We start from the raw sequence: 17,364 nt of genomic DNA, 5'->3' as shown, positions 1-17,364 counted from the left end.
GCGCGATGTTTGTTGAGCACCTCGGGCTGCAAGACTTTCGCAACTACAAAACAGCGGAAGTCTCGCTTGCCCGAGGCGCAAACGTCTTCGTCGGACGCAATGGCCAGGGAAAAACCAACCTCGCTGAGTCTCTCGCCTACCTCGCAACGCTTGGCTCGCACCGCGTTTCGCAAGATGCACCGCTCGTGCGCGAAGGACAAGATGCCGCGTTTGTTCGGGCCCGGCTTGCGCACGGCGAACGTCGCGTCACGCTCGATCTCCAGATCAACAAACAAGGCGCAAACAAAGCGCGTGTAAACGGGGCGCCGGTAAAACCGGCCGAATTGCCTCGGTATGCGCACGTCGTGTTGTTCGCTCCCGAAGATCTCCAGATTGTGCGTGGTGATCCGTCGGCACGACGAAAATTCGCTGACCAAATGCTGATTCAGCGTCGCCCGCGCATGGCAGGCATCATCGCTGACTATGAACGCGTGCTCAAACAGCGCAACGCACTGCTGAAGTCAGCGCGTGCCCGCGGTGTCAAGGGCGAAGGCCTCTCCACCCTCGAGGTGTGGGATGACAAACTCATCGCGTTTGGATCACAGCTCATCGATGCGCGTCTCGCCCTGGCTGCCGAAATGGCAACTCCCGTCGCCGATGCCTACACCGCGATCGCCGGCGCCGACCACTCGCCGACACTCACCTGGGTGCTGTCAATAACCGGCGCCGACCCGGAAGAAAATGAGGCGTCCGTTGACAGCGCGCAGAGCGGAACCACGGCTGAGCTGTTCCGTGCGGCTCTCGTGGCAAAGCGCTCGAGTGAGCTGGAACGCGGGTTAACTCTCGTCGGTCCGCACCGAGATGACCTGCTGTTGATGGTGCGCGGGCTGCCCGTGAAAGGTTACGCATCGCATGGTGAATCGTGGTCGGTTGCACTCGCACTGCGGTTGGCCTCAGCCGAACTTCTGCGCGAAGAGCTCAGTGCAGGCGACCCCATTCTGATTCTTGACGACGTTTTCGCCGAGCTTGATGCCCAACGACGCACACGACTCGCCGAGCTCGCCGCCGGTTATGAGCAGGTCATTGTCACGTCTGCAGTCGAAGAAGATGTTCCGCCCCAGTTGCGTGCACACGTCGTGCGGGTGCAATCTGGCCAGATCATCGCGATCGAACCGGCAGAAAACTCGGAAAATAGCGTGTCAGAAACGATCCTGACGGCAGGCGAAAGCGATGTCACCGTTGCCGAGGAGGATGAACCGTTTTGAGCGAGAACGCAGATCTTCCCGAGACGCTCGCCACCTACCTTCGCCTGCGCGGTCTCAAGGCTCCGAATCGCCGTCGTAAGCGTGTGCGCATCGATGAAGACGATCCGGCCGCACCGTTCATGCCTGGCCGTGACCCGCATTCCATCGACAGTGTGCTTGCCGACCTGACGAAAAAGTCCGGATGGGACCCCCTTCTCGCACAGGAGGATCTCCTCCAAAACTGGAAAGAAATCGCTGGCGACGAGACAGCACAACACACCACACCGGTCGGCCTCGCCGACGGCGTTCTCACGATTCGGTGCGACTCCACCGCGTGGGCAAAGCAGCTGCAACTGATGCGCGCGGTGATCATGACGCAGATCGCCGTTCACCATCCCGCGGCGAAAGTTTCATCTGTGCGCTTCTTAGGGCCGGACGTACCCTCGTGGAAATGGGGTCCACGCACAGCGCCAGGCCGGGGACCTCGCGATACCTACGGTTAAACCACCTACGGCGGTACCCGGAACCATTTTCGCGCGGCACAGGGGCATATGTGGCCGTTTGCCTACGCTTTCTTGATAGACTGAACGCTGACTAACTCAGATTCGGAGCACTAGTAGCGATGACGTCGAAAACCCCTGAAGACCAGCCGGAAACGACTAACCCGCAGGGAAAGCACGCCGTCCCAGGCGACTACGGTGCGGACGCGATTCAAATTCTGGAGGGCCTCGAGGCCGTCCGTAAGCGCCCGGGTATGTATATCGGCTCCACCGGCCCGCGCGGTTTGCACCACTTGGTGTATGAAATTGTCGATAACTCGGTCGATGAGGCCCTTGCCGGCCACGCAGACAATATCGATGTGCGGATTCTGCCCGATGGTGCCGTGCGCGTCGTCGATAACGGTCGTGGTATCCCGGTAGACCCGCACGCGTCTGACCCGTCGAAGTCGACGGTCGAAGTTGTGCTCACGATCCTGCACGCGGGTGGAAAGTTCGGTGGTGGCGGCTACGCCGTCTCGGGCGGTCTGCACGGTGTGGGTTCGTCGGTCGTGAACGCACTGTCTTCCCGGTTCGAGGTGGAGGTCAAGCGTCAGGGCAACGCATGGCGCATGACGTTCGAAAAGGGTGGAAACCCGATCGGCGGCCTCCGCAAGGAAGAAGAGACCGAAGAAACCGGAACCACGATTACGTTCTGGCCAGACCCGGAGATCTTCACCGAGACGGTTGACTTCGAGTACGAGACGCTGCGTACGCGCTTCCAACAGATGGCGTTCCTGAATAAGGGGTTGCGCATCTCATTGCGTGATGAGCGTGAGGCTTCGCTGTATGAAACGCAGGCGGAAGACGGAACCATCGTGCAGGTTCAGCCGACGGATGTCTTCCTCTACGAGCGCGGTCTTGTCGACTACGTCGAATACCTCAACCGTGTGCGCAAGGCCGAGGTTGTGAACGAAGACATTATTGACTTCGAAGCAGAAGACACCGGTCGTGACGGAAAAGACATTTCTCTTGAAGTCGCGATGCAGTGGACCACGTCGTACTCCGAGAACGTTTTCACCTACGCGAACACGATTAACACGCATGAGGGTGGTACGCACGAAGAAGGTTTCCGTGCCGCATTGACCACGCTCGTGAACAAATATGCGCGTGCTAAGAACCTGCTCAAGGAAAAGGACGACAACCTCACCGGTGATGACGTTCGTGAGGGCCTCACCGCCGTCATCTCGGTCAAGCTTTCTGAGCCACAGTTTGAGGGTCAGACGAAGACGAAGCTTGGTAACACCGAAGCCAAGGCGTTCGTTCAGAAGGTCGTCGGCGATCAGCTCGGTGACTGGTTTGACCGCAACCCCGAGCAGGCCAAGAACGTCGTCAAAAAGGCAATTGATGCAGCGACCGCGCGTATGGCTGCGCGTAAGGCACGTGAATCTGCCCGCCGCAAGAGTGTCTTCGAGTCGGCCGCGATGCCAGACAAGCTCAAGGACTGCACGAGCAAAGACCCGTCCATTTCAGAAATCTTCGTCGTCGAGGGTGACTCTGCAGGTGGTTCCGCTGTTTCCGGTCGTGACCCGCACACCCAGGCGATCCTCTCGCTGCGAGGCAAGATCCTCAACGTGGAGCGTGCGCGCCTGGACAAGGCACTGGCGAACCGTGAAGTTCAGGCCATGATTCAGGCCTTTGGCACGGGCATCGGTGAAGACTTCGACATCGACAAGGCGCGCTATCACAAGATCGTGCTGATGGCTGATGCCGATGTTGATGGCCAGCACATCACCACGCTGCTGCTGACGATGTTGTTCCGCTTCATGCGCGGCCTCATCGAAGCTGGCTACGTTTACCTGGCTATGCCGCCGCTGTACCGCTTGAAGTGGTCAAACGCTGAGCACGAATACGTGTACTCCGACGCTGAGCGTGACGCGCTGCTCAAATTCGGCCTCGAAAACGGCAAGCGTCTGCCGAAGGATGCAGGCATCCAGCGTTACAAGGGTCTCGGTGAGATGAACGCCAAGGAGCTGTGGGAGACCACGATGGATCACACGACGCGCACGCTGCGTCAGGTGAGCATCGATGACGCTGCCGCTGCCGATGAAATTTTCTCGGTGTTGATGGGTGAAGACGTCGAATCACGACGTAACTTCATCCAGCGCAACGCCAAGGACGTCCGCTTCCTGGACATCTGATTCCGAGACTGAAGAACAAGAAACGACATCGATATGACTGACGAAGAACGTCCGGATCAGACCCCCGCGCACGACCACGGCAAGATCGACCAGGTCGATCTCCAGCTGGAAATGCAGCGCTCGTACCTTGACTACGCGATGGCCGTCATCATCGGCCGTGCCCTGCCTGACGTGCGCGATGGCATGAAGCCCGTGCACCGTCGCGTGATTTACGCGATGTATGACGGTGGCTTCCGCCCAGACAAGAAGTTCTCGAAGTGCGCCCGTGTTGTCGGCGAGGTCATGGGTCAGTACCACCCGCACGGTGACACCGCGATTTACGACGCCCTCGTGCGCCTCGTGCAGCCGTGGTCGCTTCGCTACCCGCTGGCCCTGGGCCAGGGTAACTTCGGTTCGCCCGGAAACATGGGTGCGGCTGCCCCGCGATACACCGAGACCAAGATGGCTCCGCTCGCGCTCGAAATGGTGCGCGACATTGAAGAAGGCACTGTCGACTTCCAGGAGAACTACGACGGTGAAACTCAGGAGCCGACGGTTCTGCCTTCGCGCTTCCCGAACCTGCTGGTCAATGGTTCCGTTGGTATTGCCGTCGGTATGGCAACCAACATCCCGCCGCACAACCTGCGTGAAGTTGCCGAAGGTGCGCTGTGGGCACTGCAGAATCCGGATGCGTCGCGTGAAGAGCTGCTGGAAGCACTCATGGCTCGCGTACACGGCCCGGACTTCCCGACGGGCGCGCAGATCCTCGGAACCAAGGGCATCCGTGATGCATACCGCACCGGTCGTGGTTCCATCACGATGCGTGCTGTCGTCAATATCGAAGAGATTCAGGGCCGCACGTGCCTGGTTGTGACGGAGCTGCCTTACCAGGTCAACCCCGATAACCTCGCGGTGAAGATTGGTGATCTTGCCCGCGAAGGCAAGGTCACCGGTATCGCTGACATTCGCGACGAGACGAGTGACCGTACCGGTCAGCGCCTCGTTGTTGTGTTGAAGCGTGACGCGGTCGCGAAGGTTGTGTTGAACAACCTGTACAAGCACACCTCGCTGCAAGAAAACTTCGGCGCCAACATGCTGGCCATCGTTGATGGTGTGCCACGCACGCTGACGCTTGACCAGTTCATTTCGCTGTGGGTTGCCCACCAGGTTGAAGTGATCGTGCGTCGTACGCAGTTCCGCCTTGCAAAGGCTGAAGCGCGCATGCACATTCTGGCTGCTTTCCTGAAGGCGCTCGACGCACTCGACGAAGTGATTGCGTTGATTCGTCGTTCGTCGACGACCCAGGCTGCTAACGAAGGTCTGCAGCAGTTGCTCGATATCGACAGCGATCAGGCAGAAGCCATTCTGTCGATGCAGCTGCGCCGATTGGCTGCGATGGAACGTCAGAAGATCATCGATGAGGCAGCCGAACTTGAGCTGAAAATTGCGGACTACAAAGACATCATCGCGTCGCCCGAGCGCCAGCGTTCGATCATCGCTGAAGAGCTCACCGGCATCGTCGACAAATTCGGCGATGACCGCCGCACGCACATTCTGCACGGCTTCGACGGCGATATGTCGATCGAAGACCTCATTCCGGAAGAAGAAATGGTCGTCACGGTTACCCGTGAGGGCTACGTCAAGCGCACGCGCAGCGACAACTACCGCCAGCAACACCGCGGCGGTAAGGGGGTCAAGGGTGCGCAGCTGCGTGCCGATGACCTCGTTGAGCACTTCTTCGTGACGACGACGCACCACTGGTTGCTGTTCTTCACCACGAAGGGTCGCGTCTACCGCATCAAGACGTATGAGATTCCGGAAGCCGGTCGTGATGCAAAGGGTCAGCACGTTGCCAACCTGCTGGCATTGCAGCCCGATGAGCAGGTCGCTCAGATCCTTGACCTCAAGGACTACGCGGCCGCCGAATATCTCGTCCTTGCCACGCGCGAAGGCACCGTCAAGAAGACGCGCCTGGCCGACTACGACACCAACCGCCAGGGCGGCATCATTGCCATTCGCCTGCGTGAGCAGGATGAACTGATCGGCGCGCTGCTGGTTAACGGTGACGACGATCTCATGCTGATCTCGAGCCATGGCATGTCGGTGCGCTTCACCGCTTCGGATGAAACGCTGCGCCCGATGGGCCGTGCCACCGAGGGTGTCCGTGGCATGAAGTTCCGCGATGGCGACTCGCTCCTGTCTGCATCGGTTGTTCAGGAAGACAGCTTCGTGTTTGTGGTGACCGAGGGGGGCTACGCCAAGCGCACTGCCGTCTCGGAATACCGTGTTCAGGGCCGTGGCGGTCTGGGCATCAAGGTGGCCAAGCTGACCGAGGATCGCGGTGTGCTCGCCGGCGGCTTGATCGTCGCCGAGGATGACGAAGTCTTGGTGGTTCTTGCCAGCGGCAAGGTGGTACGCTCTGCCGTGGCCGAGGTGCCCGCCAAGGGCCGCGACACTATGGGTGTTGTGTTCACTCGCGCTGATGAAGACGACCGCATTCTTGCGATCGCCAGAAACAGTGAGCGAGGCCTGGGTGAAGAGAACGAAGAGTCGACCACTGACTCGACCGAAACCCCGGAGGAGAGCACGCAAGCATGAGCACCGTAGCTGACAAGCTCGCCAAAAAGTCGAGCCGCAAGACCACATCGAAGCAGGTTCGTCTGCGGGTCGTCTACCTCGACTTCTGGTCGGCAGTGAAGCTGTCATTCCTGGCGGGCATTGCGATCGCGATCGTGACACTCGTGTCGTTCTTCATGATTTACATGGTCTTGAACGCGACGAACATGATTGCCGATGTGGATGACCTAGTCGGAACCATTTCTGACGGTGAATTGCGAATCGCTGAGTTTTTGACACTGCCGCGCGTTATGGCAGCAGCGGCCGTTGTCGCTATTTTGAACCTCATTGTGACAACCGTGATGGGTGCTGTCATTGCGGGTCTTTACAACATGGCGGTCAAGGTGACGGGCGGACTCCTGGTCGGATTCAGCTCCAACTAATCATTCGCTGTAACTTCAAAACAGCTGAGCGGGGCCCCGGTAAATGCCGGGGTCCCGCTCATTTTCTTAAGCGCGAGCTGTGAAGTCGTAAGCTAGATCTAATTTCTCGCACAGGTCCTAGGGGGACGCATGTCTGACAACAACCTTCCGCCGCAGCCGCCGCAGGGCTGGCAAGACGGTCAGGAAACCACGCCGCTTCCGCCGGTACCGCCAGTACCTCAGGTTCCGACGACGGCTCCAACGCAGGTGATTCCGCCGGCCCCACCTGCAGGTGCTGGTCAGTTTGGTGCTCAGCAGCCGTTCGGTGGTTCCGCTCAGCCTCCCTTTGGTGGCACGCCCGCTCAGCAGCCGTTTGGTGGTGCTCATCGCCAGACTCCGTTTGGTGGCGCTCCCGGTCAGCCCCCGTATGGCGCTCCAGGGCAGGCACCCTATGGTTCCGCCCCCGGAACCCCGGGCTTCGGTGGCCAGAACAATGCCGGTGGCATGGGTGGCGGCCTCCCGCCCTACGGTGGCACGCCCAGTGGCGGGGGTAGCTCCGACAAGAAGAAGCTGATCTGGATTATCGTGGCAGCGGTTGCGGCGCTTGCGCTGGCGGCAGCAGCTGTCTGGGCATTCACCGCCGGACCATTCGCTGCCAAGAGCAGCGACAAAGACACCTCGGCAACCAGCGGCAGCGACAAGGGCTCTGATAAAGACGCCGATAAAGACGCTGACCAGGATGCAGACAAAGACAAGGACAAGGACTCAACCAAGAAGCCGAAGGCGGACTCGGCGCCCGGTGTCGTGCAGGCCTTCCTTGACGCTCTCGCTGACGGCGATGTCAAGACCGCAAACACCTACCTGGAAACCAAGGTGGAGGGTGCATTCGGTAACCAGAAGGTTGTTGAAGCCAGCCTGAAGGAAGCGCCGATCACTGACATCGAGGTTGAGGGCACGAGTGACTATGACATCACCGGAACCTTCATGGTCGGTGACGAAGAAGTCTCGATGGACTTCTCGGTGCGTAAGTCGGGCAAGAACTACAAGATCAGTGAGTACAGCCTCGGTCAGTTCTCGGTAACCGACGAACTGGCAAAGATCCAGCCCCTGATCAACGGTCAAGAAGTTCAGCTCAAGACGAGCGATAGCACTGCTTTCCCGATTCTCTACGAATTCACCAGCAGCAACTCGCGCGTGGAATTCGAGGGCACGTCTGCTTTCATTCCGTACGACTTCTCGACGAGCCTGTGGGACATCGAGTTCGTGCTGACCGCGGAGGCTGACACGGAGATTCGTGAGGCTATCCGGGCATCGCTGGAGTCATGCCTTGCCGAGAAGACCCTGGTGTCGAGCTGTGGCATGGATGTTCCCGCCACGCTCGATGGTGGCGAGACGGTCGCTGATGGCACCGTGACCCGCACGCTTGAGTCTGCAGACTGGGGAGACATCGACACGATGGACCTCGAGTTTGACTACAAGAACCCGTTGCTCATCACGACGTGGGAGTCGTTCTACCCGGACCTCACCGCGACGTGCACTGACACGTCAGGTCAGACCGGTACGTGCGACATCTGGTCCTTCGGAGGCTCCAAAAACCCGACGATCGATATTTCGGGTGACAAGCTTGCAGTGACCTGGAAGTAACACGTAGCACGCAAAGCGGGCCCCGATATCGGGGCCCGCTTTTTCGTTTCTTCCGGTGCCGATGTGCTTTACACCACGCCCGCGGTTCCGAGCAGCGTTCCGATCAACCAGGTGGCGCCGAGGGCGAGTAGACCGCCGACCACCAAACGCATCACCGCTTTACCCGCGGGACTATTGCCGATCCTGGCGGAAATCCACCCGGTGAGCGCGAGGGCTGCGATGACCGTAATGAAGGTGACCGGAACCCGCAGCTCTGGCGGCGGCAAGAGGATGGCGAGTAGCGGAAGAATTGCACCGACGGTGAATGCGAGCGCGGATGACAGTGCTGCGTGCCAGGGATTCACGAGGTCGTGCTGATCGATGTGTAGCTCAACTTCGAGATGGGCAGCGAGCGCATCATGCGCGGTCAGTTCGGTCGCCACCGTGCGGGCGGTCTCGGGGGAGAGGCCGCGTTGTTCGTAGAGCTCGGCCAGCTCTTGAAGTTCTTCTTCTGGCATGGTGGCCAGCTCATGCTTCTCTTTTGCGATGAGGGCGCGCTCGCTGTCGCGTTGGCTGCTCACCGACACATACTCGCCGAGTGCCATCGAAATGGCGCCACCGACGAGGCCAGCAATACCTGCGGTGAGCAGTGCGGCGGAGTTCGTCGTGGCGCCGGCAACACCGACGACCAGGGATGCGACGGAGATGATGCCGTCATTTGCCCCTAAGACGCCGGCGCGAAGGCTGTTCAGCCGTGCGCTCGTCTTCTCGCCATGCGCTTCACCAGAATGTGTTGTCATGCACTTAGTTTGCCCCTCAGGCGCAGCCAGGAGACGAATCGCCGCGATGATCGGATAAATTGTGTCTCACGCGGCTTTCGATTCGCGAATCGCGTCGCGATCGGGTAATCTCGATGAGGTTGCGAACATCGTTCGAAACGGGGCTATAGCTCAGGTGGTTAGAGCGCTTCACTGATAATGAAGAGGTCCCAGGTTCAAGTCCTGGTAGCCCCACCAAAGGTCAAGTAAGAAATTGCTTGGCCTTTCGTGTTGTGCCGGTAGCGGTGCGACACTCCCGCGCCGGGCTCGATTTGCAGATTCGAAACGGCGCGGATAAAGTAATTGAGTCCGGTTGAGAAACCGGGTTGAAAACAAAATACGGGGCCTTAACTCAGTTGGTAGAGTGCCTGCTTTGCAAGCAGGATGTCAGGAGTTCGAATCTCCTAGGCTCCACGAAAAACCCGGGCTCCACCCCGGGTTTTTTGCTTTTCTGGGGTCTACCCCCGAACCGCGGCGCGCGCACGGTGACGGCGCACGGCGGTTCGGTTCGCACAGCGGACGGAACAATACTTCTGCCGCCCGTTGCGGGTCACGTCAACGACAACAGCGCGACACTCGTCTCCCGGGTCGTCGCCGGCCGCACACCGGTGCAGGCGCCCCATGCCGCGCGTCGTGAGGTGTAAGGCCGTTCCGACGCTGATGACCGCCGACAGCACTTCGGGTAGCGACCGCGCATCCGCGTCGCGGTAGTGCAGGTGCCAGCCTTCATTGTCGTGATCGGTGAGCTGAGGGTAGGCGGTCGCGGCCGCCATCTGTGCGTTGAGTGCTGCCGCGCGCTCGTACGGGTCGACCGTGTCAACGACCGTGAGCCACGCGTCGATGATCGCGCGTACGTCATCGTGGTCGCCGGGCGTCTCCGGAAACTCGACAGTCATGCCCACCTCGCGCGCACGCGCCACGATGCCGTCGCGGTTATCGGGCCACTCATTCGCGAGGGATGCCGCCAATAGAACCGCGTACTCGCCGTAAGGGTTGAGATACATAATGGCATTACATCACAGTGGAACCATGTTTGATACACCACGAAAGTTTGCCGCCCAGAAATCGACATCAGCAGCACCCCACGACCACATGTGGCGCACGCGGTCGCGCCACATCACCTCGACCGGACACGTCACCTACGTGCAGTGCACACAGTGCGGCACACACAGCGTGCGCGTGCACGATGATGCGGACCTGCGTTGAGACTCAGCGTCGCGCCGACGTAGCATCTGGTCCTAGGCTGTACGAATGGATTTGCGCGTCGCGGCGTATGCCGTCATTCAGGATGACCTTGGTCGTGTGCTGTTGAGTCACTGGACGGGCGGCCCGGCCTGGTCAATGCCCGGCGGCGGCATGGATCCGGGGGAGCACCCCGTCGAGACCGCGATCCGCGAAGTGCGCGAAGAGACCGGCTACGACGTTGAGATCGGCGACCTGCTCGGGGTGGACTCGATGGTCATTCCCGCCACGAGACGACTCGCTGAGGGCCGTGACGTGCCGATGCAGGCCCTGCGTATCGTGTACCGAGCCACGATCACCGGCGGCACCCTCACAAACGAAGTCGATGGTTCCAGCGACCGTGCCGAGTGGTTCGATCTCGACAACATTCCGTCGCAGCGCGTCAGCCTCGTCGAATACGCTCTCCGCACCGCGGGTCTCTGGCGCTAGAAACGTCGAGCGGAACCACGGGGTGTGCTGAGAGCGCCGGAACCATGGGGTGCGCCGCAGAGAGAGGCGTCAGTCGATGGGCTTCGAAATGTCTGCGACGACGGCGCCGTACGCGGCAATGAGGTCGTCAGCTTCGATAAACAGGCTGTAGCCGTGCGCGCCGGCGCCCATCGCGATGCGCCGGCCAACGATCGATTCGTCAGCGTAGATCGGCCATGCCGTTGTTGAGCCAATCGGCACGATGGTTCCGCGTTCGTACCCGGTGGCGGCGAGTGCCGCGGCAGCATCGGGTAGCTGCAGCTTGTTGACGCCGACAAGGGCGCGCAGTTTCGGCCAGGAGATGGCCTTGTCGCCCGGAACCAGGGCGAACAGATACGTATCGTCAGAGCGCTTCACGACGAGCGTCTTGATGATGTCGGCCGGTTTCAGGCCGAGCAGTTCGGCGGCCTCGGTGAGGCTGTTGGCCGCCGGCCGCTCCTGCACATGAACGTTGAGGCCGCGCTCGCGCGCAGCCTCAACGACACGGTCAGTGGGAGCGGTCACGCTTCGGGTGCCGCCAGCGGGTCGTCAGCGACCCAGAGCTCGTCGTCGGCACGCAGCGTCTGCCACGCGGCGTACAGCACACCGATCGCTGCACCGACGCCCAGGATGATGGCGATAACGCTGCCAGCGCTCGTGCCCTTCTTCTGGGCGGGAGCGGGTGTCGAAGCCAGCGTGAAGACCGGGCCGCCGTGTGCGACACGTTCACGCGTGGTCTTCGCTGCATCCCACGCGGAGATCGCAGTACCGACAACACCTCCGACAACCGGAACGACGCGCTTGTCGAGGAACGTCTTAGACGCGTGAACGCCACGGTTCACATACGGAGCAACGCGCTCGTCATACTCGTGCTGAACGGTGGGAACAACCTGTTCACGGCCGTAGTGGCTGAGTTGGCGGCCCGCCTCACGCGCGACATTGGCTGCGTCCCCGAGCACTGCCTGCTGCGAAGCCCACAACTGGTTGGCTGACTGCTGAAGCTTCTTCAGTTCTTTCTTGCGCTTGCGAGTGATGTTCACGCGAAGCCCTCCCTACTTGTGAGTTCGACTCCATCTTGTCACGTTGCCCCCTTTTCAGCGCAAGGGGTTGACTTCCTCCGCCGACTTCTCAGCGAACTCTGCGAGAATTACCCTATGGCTCTTCACAGCGCAGTAGCGACAATTCACACCAACCACGGTGACATCGTGGTCAACCTTTTCGGCGACCACGCACCCAAGACCGTTGCCAACTTTGTTGGTCTTGCTGACGGTTCCAAGGACTGGACTGACCCCCGCACCGGCAAGCCGGGCGAGGGCGCCCTCTACAAGGACGTCATCTTCCACCGCATTATCCCGAACTTCATGATTCAGGGTGGCGACCCCCTTGGCCAGGGCATCGGTGGCCCCGGCTACAACTTCAACGATGAAATCCACCCGGAACTCACCTTCGCAAACCCCTACCTGCTCGCCATGGCAAACGCTGGCCTGCGCCGCAACGCCCTGACCGGCGCTGTTGAGGGCACGAATGGCTCGCAGTTCTTCATCACGACTGACCCGACGCCGTGGCTCACCGGCAAGCACACCATCTTCGGTGAGGTTGCTGACGAGGCATCGCGCGCCGTTGTCGACGCGATTGCGGCGGTTCCGACCGGCGCCAACGACCGTCCGAAGCAGGACGTCGTGATCTCCTCGATCGACGTACAGGCCGTCTAAGCGACGTGTCGACGGCCGACTTCTCGCGCAACAGCGACAACTTCTGTTACCGTCACCCGGATCGGGTGAGCTTCGTGATGTGTCAGCGGTGCCTGCGCACTATCTGCCACGAATGCCAGACGCCCGGCGCCGTTGGCGTTGTGTGTCCTGAGTGCATGAAGGAGCAGAAGTCCACTCGCACCCCCGCGCAGAAGAAGGCCGAACGCCGCTGGCGAGGCGGCTCCGCTGTAATGTCACCGGTGACCTCGAAGACACCGGTGACATTCGGCATCCTCGCCGTCACGGTGGTGGCGTACGTCATCGCCATGATCCCGGACCTCGCCGTCAACGAACACCTGGGCTACTTCGCCTTTCTGGTCGGTCAGGAGCCGTGGCGGTTGCTGACCGTGTCATTGACACACGCCAGCATCTTCCACATTGGTTTCAACATGCTCGCCCTCTGGATGATTGGGCGCAGCTTGGAACCAGTGATCGGCACGTGGCGATTCCTCGCGCTCTACCTGATCTCAACGATAGGTGGATCAGCGGCGGTCTCGCTGCTGGCGCCGATGACATTTGTCGTCGGCGCATCCGGCGCGATCTTCGGGCTGATGGGCGCGCTCGTGGTCATCGCCCGCAGGCTCGGTACCGACATCACCAGCATGCTGGTGATTTTGGGTATCAACTTCGCGTACGGGCTGATTGCCGGGGGCATCTCGTGGCAGGCCCACCTCGGTGGTGTTGTCGCTGGCGCGATCGTCGGGATCATTTACTACACGACGCGCGAGCGCTCGAAGCGTACCCTGCAGATCCTGCTGTTGGTGGCGACGACCGCGGTGCTCGTATTTCTCGCGTTCATCCCCGTACTGCGGTTGGCGGCAGTCTTCGGCTAAGCGGAACCAGTGCGCCGGAACCACGCATGTGCGGTGCGCTCATAGCAAAGAGGCCAGCTCATTGAGCTGGCCTCTTTGCTATCTGAAGCGGATTCATCCACAAGTTATCCACAGGTGGGGATGAATTACACCGATGTTATTCACCGTTGTTAACAGAAACTGTGGAGAACTTTTAGCGCCAGCGCATCGTCATGAGGAAGCCGATGAACGCGATGCCGAAGCCAATCACGATGTTCCAGCCGCCGATTCCCGGAATCGGGAAAGCCTGGTTGGAAAGGTAGAAGACGATGACCCAGACGAGCCCGAGCAGCAGGAAGCCGACCATGACGGGCTTGAACCACACTGGGTTCGGCGCCGCATCGTAGGTGGTGGGATCGACGTCATCGTTTTTGGGAGCACGTGCCATAACGCACATCCTATCTAGTCAGACACCTAACAACCACGTCTTGTACACTCAGCGTGTGAGTGAGCCGCACCAGAATCGCAAGGCGAGGCGCCAAAAAAGACGTCGTCGCGCGACGGTGACGAGCGTTCTCGGTGAACTCATGCTGACAGCTGGCACCGTCGTGCTCCTGTTCGTCGCCTGGCAAATGTGGATCGGCGACATGATCCAGGGTGCGCAAAGCAACCAGCTCGGGGCTGCCACCGTCGAAGAGTGGGAAGAGCTACCAGACGATGCAATCGCGCCGCCGAAGCTGGTGCAGCCGGAAGACGGCGCACCCGCCTATTACGAGCCGCCTGTCATGGCTCACCCCGCATCGGGCGAGACCTTTGCGGTTCTTCGTATTCCGCGCCTCGGTGACAACTATCACTGGAACATCAACGGTGGCGTGCAGACGTGGGAGAGCCTGAACGTTAACGCCGTCGGGCACTATCCGGCAACGCAAGTGCCAGGTGAAGTTGGCAACTTTGCGGTCGCCGGACACCGCGGTAGCCATGGCGGCGCCTTCATGAACCTGCCTGGTATGCGCGCAGGCGACGCCGTCGTTGTCGAGACGCAGGACGGCTGGTACACCTACCGGTTCCGCAACCTTGAGTACGTGGCACCCACCGCTGGCGAGGTTCTTGCACCGCTGCCTCACGAGCTCGATCGGGTTGGCATTGGCCAGTACCTCACCATGACAACGTGTTCACCCCGCTACGGGTGGGACGAACGCGCCATCGGGTATGCCGAATTCGAGTACTTCACGCCGCGTTCCGTTGGCGAACCGGCTTCCCTTGATCCTGTGACCGTGGCGGTGGGTTTCTAATATGTATGCAGCACTCTGGCGCGCACTTCCGGGACCAGCAATAATTCGCATCCTGATTCTGCTGATCGGCGCTGCCGCGATCGTGTACGGCCTGTTCTACTTTGTGTTCCCCTGGGTAGCGGAGATCCTCCCGCAGCCCGACAGCACGATTGAATAGCGCAGCGTCGGCGTGACCCGCATCCTCGTCGTCGACAACCACGACAGCTTCGTACACACGCTGGTGGGCTACCTCCACGAGCTCGGCGCTGAAGCCACGCTCGTTGAAGCAGATGCCCTTGACCCCGTCGCACTGCACGCAGAGGTCACCGCATGGGACGGCGTGATGATTTCACCTGGACCCGGAACCCCGCAGAAAGCGGGTGCATCGATCGCGGTGGTGAGGGCGTGCGCTGACACGAACACTCCGCTGCTTGGCGTGTGTCTCGGACACCAAGCGATTGCCGTTGCGTTTGGCGCGACGGTGTCACATGCACCGGAGCTTAAGCATGGAATGGTTTCAGCGATCACCCATGACGGCACGAGCGTTTTCGCCGGCCTCACCTCGCCGTTGAACGTTGGCCGCTACCACTCCCTGACCATCGCGCCACAGACGCTACCGCACGATCTCGTGGTGACCGCAACGACGGCGTCGGGGATCATCATGGCGGTGCGTCACCGTGCGTTGCCGATTCATGGCGTGCAGTTTCACCCGGAGAGCGTGCTCACTGAACACGGGTACGACATGCTCGCCTGCTGGCTCGCAGAAACCGGGCTCGCAGCGGCACCTGAGCGTGCGCGCTCGCTGTCGCCTCTGAGCGTCTAGCTAGCCGCCAGCGCGAGTAACGCGACTATCCGAGACCCTCGGGAATCGTGGTTCCGGAGCACACGTGCAGTTGCACGGTCGAACCAATGGCGACATCGCCGACCTGATCTTGGCTCTTCACCTTCGGCACTTCTTCCACTGCGCAGTCCACGTCAGCAAGAACCTGGACGACGAGCTTGAGCGTCGGACCCTGCAGTTCGTCGACAGCGGAGGTGAGCGTGAAGGTCGGCGCGTAGTTCTTGACGGTGACCTTGCCAGTGGCGATCTCGAGGTTGACGACCGTGCCGGGTGCGACCTCGTCGCCCGTGGCCGGATTCGACGAAATCACGGTACCTGCGGGCAAATCAGGGTTGTTAACGCGCTTGATGGAGCCGTAATCCAAGCCGGCCTTCGCGAGTGCTTCCTTCGCCGTCTCTTCGGAGAGATCAACGAGCGTGGGCACGGTCGATGTGAGGGTGCCAGACGAAATGTATACCGTGATCGTTTCGCCCTTGGCTACCGTGGTTCCGGTTTGCGGGTCTGTGCGCACAACGGTGCCCTCTGGCACACTGGCACTTGACTCATCTGAGCCGCGCTTGGCGTTGAGGTCATTCTCTTTCAACGCCTCGACTGCTTGTTCGTAGTTCAGATCAACAAGTGACGGAACCTCGCGCGCGCTATCGGGGACGGCATCAACAGACTTGAAGGACATCGCCCAGATCAGCACCGACACGAGCAAGACGGAGATGACGGCGACCGTTGCCCAAATCCATGCGACGGGCGGGCCCTGCTGTGTGCGTGTGGTGCCGGTGTCAGATGACATCTGTCGCAGGCTGCGTGCCGTTTCTGCCGCAGCTCGCGGGTTGGCGCCGTAGAGGTCGTTGGTCAACTGGTCGAGCTGACGCTGCGACGGAACCTTGCCTGCGGTGGCGCCGAGGAGTGCGGTGCGGAAAGTGGCCGCGTCCGGATACCGGCTGAACGGGTCTTTTGCCATCGCCCTGAGGACGACCGCATCGAGCGAGCGCGGCACGTGGTGATCGATTTGGCTCGGCGGTATCGGGGTTTCCGAGACGTGCTGGTACGCGACAGCGACCGGGGTGTCGCCACGGAACGGTTGGCGCCCGGCGAGCATTTCGTAAAGGACGACGCCCGTGGAGTACAGGTCGGCACGGGCATCGACCGGCTCGCCCTTGGCCTGTTCCGGCGAGAAATAGGCGGCGGTGCCGAGAATCGATGTGGTTTCAGCCACCGTTGATGATGAGTCTGAGACGGCGCGGGCAATACCGAAGTCCATCACCTTGACGCGGCGATCAGCCGTGATCATGATGTTGCCTGGCTTGATATCGCGGTGAATCACGCCAGCGCGGTGTGAATACTCGAGCGCCTCAAGAATTCCGGACACATAGTGCACCGCATCATCGGTGGAGAGCTGCGCCTCCGCCATGATCTCTTTGAGCGTGCGGCCACGCACGAGCTCCATCACGATGAAGGGCGTGAGAACACCCTCGGTGACATCTTCGCCCGCGTCATAGACGCGCACGATGGACGGGTGCGACATACGCGACGCCGCCTGCGCTTCCATGCGGAAGCGCGTACGAAACGTCGTATCCCGGGAGAGATCCTTGTCGAGGATTTTGATGGCGACGGCACGACCCAGCTTCATATCGAAGCCTTCGTACACCATCGCCATGCCACCGTGCCCGATGGTTCCGTCGACGCGATAGCGCCCCGCAAGAACTCGTGACTGATCGGACACGGCATA

The 17,364-nt window shown here is 60.7% G+C and carries 18 protein-coding genes and 2 tRNA genes; 14 read left to right on the top strand and 6 right to left on the bottom strand.

Features of this window, described 5'->3' with window-relative positions:
• Nucleotides 1-5: 5 nt before the first annotated feature.
• The 6 genes from recF to KTJ77_RS13015 all read left to right on the top strand — a co-directional run bounded on the left by recF (nucleotide 6) and on the right by KTJ77_RS13015 (nucleotide 8,501).
• Nucleotides 6-1,244 carry a DNA replication/repair protein RecF gene (gene recF, locus KTJ77_RS13040; RefSeq protein ID WP_217338986.1) on the top strand — a complete coding sequence of 413 codons (1,239 nt, stop codon included), beginning with the start codon at nucleotides 6-8 and terminating at the stop codon, nucleotides 1,242-1,244.
• Nucleotides 1,241-1,726 (top strand): DUF721 domain-containing protein, encoded by a 486-nt coding sequence (locus KTJ77_RS13035; RefSeq protein ID WP_217338985.1) that lies wholly within the window; start codon nucleotides 1,241-1,243, stop codon nucleotides 1,724-1,726. Before recF ends, KTJ77_RS13035 begins: the two co-directional genes overlap by 4 nt.
• 119 nt (nucleotides 1,727-1,845) lie before the next feature.
• Nucleotides 1,846-3,900, top strand: a complete 2,055-nt coding sequence (gene gyrB, locus KTJ77_RS13030) for a DNA topoisomerase (ATP-hydrolyzing) subunit B (protein ID WP_217338984.1) — start codon at nucleotides 1,846-1,848, stop codon at nucleotides 3,898-3,900.
• Nucleotides 3,901-3,933: 33 nt separating this feature from the next.
• Nucleotides 3,934-6,477, top strand: coding sequence for a DNA gyrase subunit A (gyrA, locus tag KTJ77_RS13025; RefSeq protein WP_217338983.1), 2,544 nt, complete (start codon nucleotides 3,934-3,936; stop codon nucleotides 6,475-6,477).
• Entirely contained in the window at nucleotides 6,474-6,878 is a 405-nt protein-coding gene (locus tag KTJ77_RS13020) for a DUF3566 domain-containing protein (RefSeq protein ID WP_217338982.1), read from the top strand. Before gyrA ends, KTJ77_RS13020 begins: the two co-directional genes overlap by 4 nt.
• 129 nt (nucleotides 6,879-7,007) lie before the next feature.
• On the top strand, nucleotides 7,008-8,501 hold the full coding sequence (locus tag KTJ77_RS13015; protein WP_217338981.1) for a hypothetical protein: 1,494 nt from the start codon (nucleotides 7,008-7,010) through the stop codon (nucleotides 8,499-8,501).
• Nucleotides 8,502-8,569: 68 nt separating this feature from the next.
• On the opposite strand, the gene KTJ77_RS13010 is transcribed toward KTJ77_RS13015, so the two are convergent.
• Nucleotides 8,570-9,280, bottom strand: coding sequence for a VIT family protein (locus tag KTJ77_RS13010; RefSeq protein ID WP_217338980.1), 711 nt, complete (start codon nucleotides 9,278-9,280; stop codon nucleotides 8,570-8,572).
• Nucleotides 9,281-9,419: 139 nt separating this feature from the next.
• Here KTJ77_RS13010 and KTJ77_RS13005 point away from each other — a divergent pair.
• Nucleotides 9,420-9,496 (top strand) — tRNA-Ile (locus tag KTJ77_RS13005).
• A gap of 143 nt (nucleotides 9,497-9,639) precedes the next feature.
• Nucleotides 9,640-9,712 (top strand) — tRNA-Ala (locus KTJ77_RS13000).
• A 44-nt stretch (nucleotides 9,713-9,756) separates the two neighbouring features.
• Here the strand turns inward: KTJ77_RS13000 and KTJ77_RS12995 are convergent.
• The gene (locus KTJ77_RS12995; RefSeq protein ID WP_217338979.1) at nucleotides 9,757-10,302 is read right to left on the bottom strand and encodes a CGNR zinc finger domain-containing protein; all 546 of its coding nucleotides are present in this window, start codon (nucleotides 10,300-10,302) and stop codon (nucleotides 9,757-9,759) included.
• Between the two features lie 247 nt (nucleotides 10,303-10,549).
• Between KTJ77_RS12995 and KTJ77_RS12990 the strand changes: the two genes are divergently transcribed.
• A complete protein-coding gene (locus KTJ77_RS12990; protein ID WP_217338978.1) occupies nucleotides 10,550-10,969 on the top strand; it encodes an NUDIX hydrolase in 420 nt (139 codons plus the stop codon).
• Nucleotides 10,970-11,038: 69 nt separating this feature from the next.
• Here KTJ77_RS12990 and KTJ77_RS12985 read toward each other — a convergent pair whose 3' ends face one another.
• Both KTJ77_RS12985 and KTJ77_RS12980 read right to left on the bottom strand, forming a co-directional pair.
• Complete coding sequence (locus KTJ77_RS12985; protein WP_217338977.1) at nucleotides 11,039-11,512, bottom strand: YbaK/EbsC family protein; 474 nt, start codon at nucleotides 11,510-11,512, stop codon at nucleotides 11,039-11,041.
• Entirely contained in the window at nucleotides 11,509-12,027 is a 519-nt protein-coding gene (locus tag KTJ77_RS12980) for a DNA helicase (protein WP_217338976.1), read from the bottom strand. Before KTJ77_RS12980 ends, KTJ77_RS12985 begins: the two co-directional genes overlap by 4 nt.
• A 114-nt stretch (nucleotides 12,028-12,141) precedes the next feature.
• Here KTJ77_RS12980 and KTJ77_RS12975 point away from each other — a divergent pair, with 114 nt between their 5' ends.
• A complete protein-coding gene (locus KTJ77_RS12975; RefSeq protein ID WP_217338975.1) occupies nucleotides 12,142-12,699 on the top strand; it encodes a peptidylprolyl isomerase in 558 nt (185 codons plus the stop codon).
• Nucleotides 12,700-12,854: 155 nt separating this feature from the next.
• A complete protein-coding gene (locus KTJ77_RS12970; protein WP_254367838.1) occupies nucleotides 12,855-13,571 on the top strand; it encodes a rhomboid family intramembrane serine protease in 717 nt (238 codons plus the stop codon).
• A gap of 172 nt (nucleotides 13,572-13,743) precedes the next feature.
• On the opposite strand, the gene KTJ77_RS12965 is transcribed toward KTJ77_RS12970, so the two are convergent.
• Nucleotides 13,744-13,977 carry a cell division protein CrgA gene (locus tag KTJ77_RS12965; RefSeq protein WP_217338973.1) on the bottom strand — a complete coding sequence of 78 codons (234 nt, stop codon included), beginning with the start codon at nucleotides 13,975-13,977 and terminating at the stop codon, nucleotides 13,744-13,746.
• A gap of 55 nt (nucleotides 13,978-14,032) precedes the next feature.
• On the opposite strand from KTJ77_RS12965, the gene KTJ77_RS12960 reads away from it, so the two are divergent.
• From KTJ77_RS12960 to KTJ77_RS12950, 3 genes are read left to right on the top strand one after another with little or no spacing between them, the layout of a single operon-like run.
• Nucleotides 14,033-14,821 (top strand): class E sortase, encoded by a 789-nt coding sequence (locus tag KTJ77_RS12960; protein ID WP_367948924.1) that lies wholly within the window; start codon nucleotides 14,033-14,035, stop codon nucleotides 14,819-14,821.
• Between the two features lies 1 nt (nucleotide 14,822).
• A complete protein-coding gene (locus KTJ77_RS12955; RefSeq protein WP_217338972.1) occupies nucleotides 14,823-14,978 on the top strand; it encodes a hypothetical protein in 156 nt (51 codons plus the stop codon).
• A 12-nt stretch (nucleotides 14,979-14,990) separates the two neighbouring features.
• On the top strand, nucleotides 14,991-15,623 hold the full coding sequence (locus tag KTJ77_RS12950; RefSeq protein ID WP_217338971.1) for a gamma-glutamyl-gamma-aminobutyrate hydrolase family protein: 633 nt from the start codon (nucleotides 14,991-14,993) through the stop codon (nucleotides 15,621-15,623).
• Between the two features lie 25 nt (nucleotides 15,624-15,648).
• Here the strand turns inward: KTJ77_RS12950 and pknB are convergent, their stop codons facing one another.
• Nucleotides 15,649-17,358, bottom strand: a complete 1,710-nt coding sequence (pknB, locus tag KTJ77_RS12945; RefSeq protein ID WP_217338970.1) for a Stk1 family PASTA domain-containing Ser/Thr kinase — start codon at nucleotides 17,356-17,358, stop codon at nucleotides 15,649-15,651.
• Nucleotides 17,359-17,364 lie beyond the last annotated feature (6 nt).

Origin of the sequence: Microbacterium sp. NC79 (assembly GCF_019061125.1) — a bacterium.
In the GTDB taxonomy this organism is placed as follows: domain Bacteria; phylum Actinomycetota; class Actinomycetes; order Actinomycetales; family Microbacteriaceae; genus Microbacterium.
This window is presented reverse-complemented; position numbering and strand designations above follow the sequence as displayed.

Bases quoted from the DNA above. Each gene is read 5' to 3' on its own strand.
- recF (WP_217338986.1), top strand. From the start codon at position 6: ATGTTTGTTGAGCACCTCGGGCTGCAAGACTTTCGCAACTACAAAACA.
- gyrB (WP_217338984.1), top strand. From the start codon at position 1,846: ATGACGTCGAAAACCCCTGAAGACCAGCCGGAAACGACTAACCCGCAG.
- gyrA (WP_217338983.1), top strand. From the start codon at position 3,934: ATGACTGACGAAGAACGTCCGGATCAGACCCCCGCGCACGACCACGGC.
- KTJ77_RS13020 (WP_217338982.1), top strand. From the start codon at position 6,474: ATGAGCACCGTAGCTGACAAGCTCGCCAAAAAGTCGAGCCGCAAGACC.
- KTJ77_RS13015 (WP_217338981.1), top strand. From the start codon at position 7,008: ATGTCTGACAACAACCTTCCGCCGCAGCCGCCGCAGGGCTGGCAAGAC.
- KTJ77_RS13010 (WP_217338980.1), bottom strand. From the start codon at position 9,280: ATGACAACACATTCTGGTGAAGCGCATGGCGAGAAGACGAGCGCACGG.
- KTJ77_RS12995 (WP_217338979.1), bottom strand. From the start codon at position 10,302: ATGTATCTCAACCCTTACGGCGAGTACGCGGTTCTATTGGCGGCATCC.
- KTJ77_RS12990 (WP_217338978.1), top strand. From the start codon at position 10,550: ATGGATTTGCGCGTCGCGGCGTATGCCGTCATTCAGGATGACCTTGGT.
- KTJ77_RS12975 (WP_217338975.1), top strand. From the start codon at position 12,142: ATGGCTCTTCACAGCGCAGTAGCGACAATTCACACCAACCACGGTGAC.
- KTJ77_RS12970 (WP_254367838.1), top strand. From the start codon at position 12,855: ATGAAGGAGCAGAAGTCCACTCGCACCCCCGCGCAGAAGAAGGCCGAA.
- KTJ77_RS12965 (WP_217338973.1), bottom strand. From the start codon at position 13,977: ATGGCACGTGCTCCCAAAAACGATGACGTCGATCCCACCACCTACGAT.
- KTJ77_RS12955 (WP_217338972.1), top strand. From the start codon at position 14,823: ATGTATGCAGCACTCTGGCGCGCACTTCCGGGACCAGCAATAATTCGC.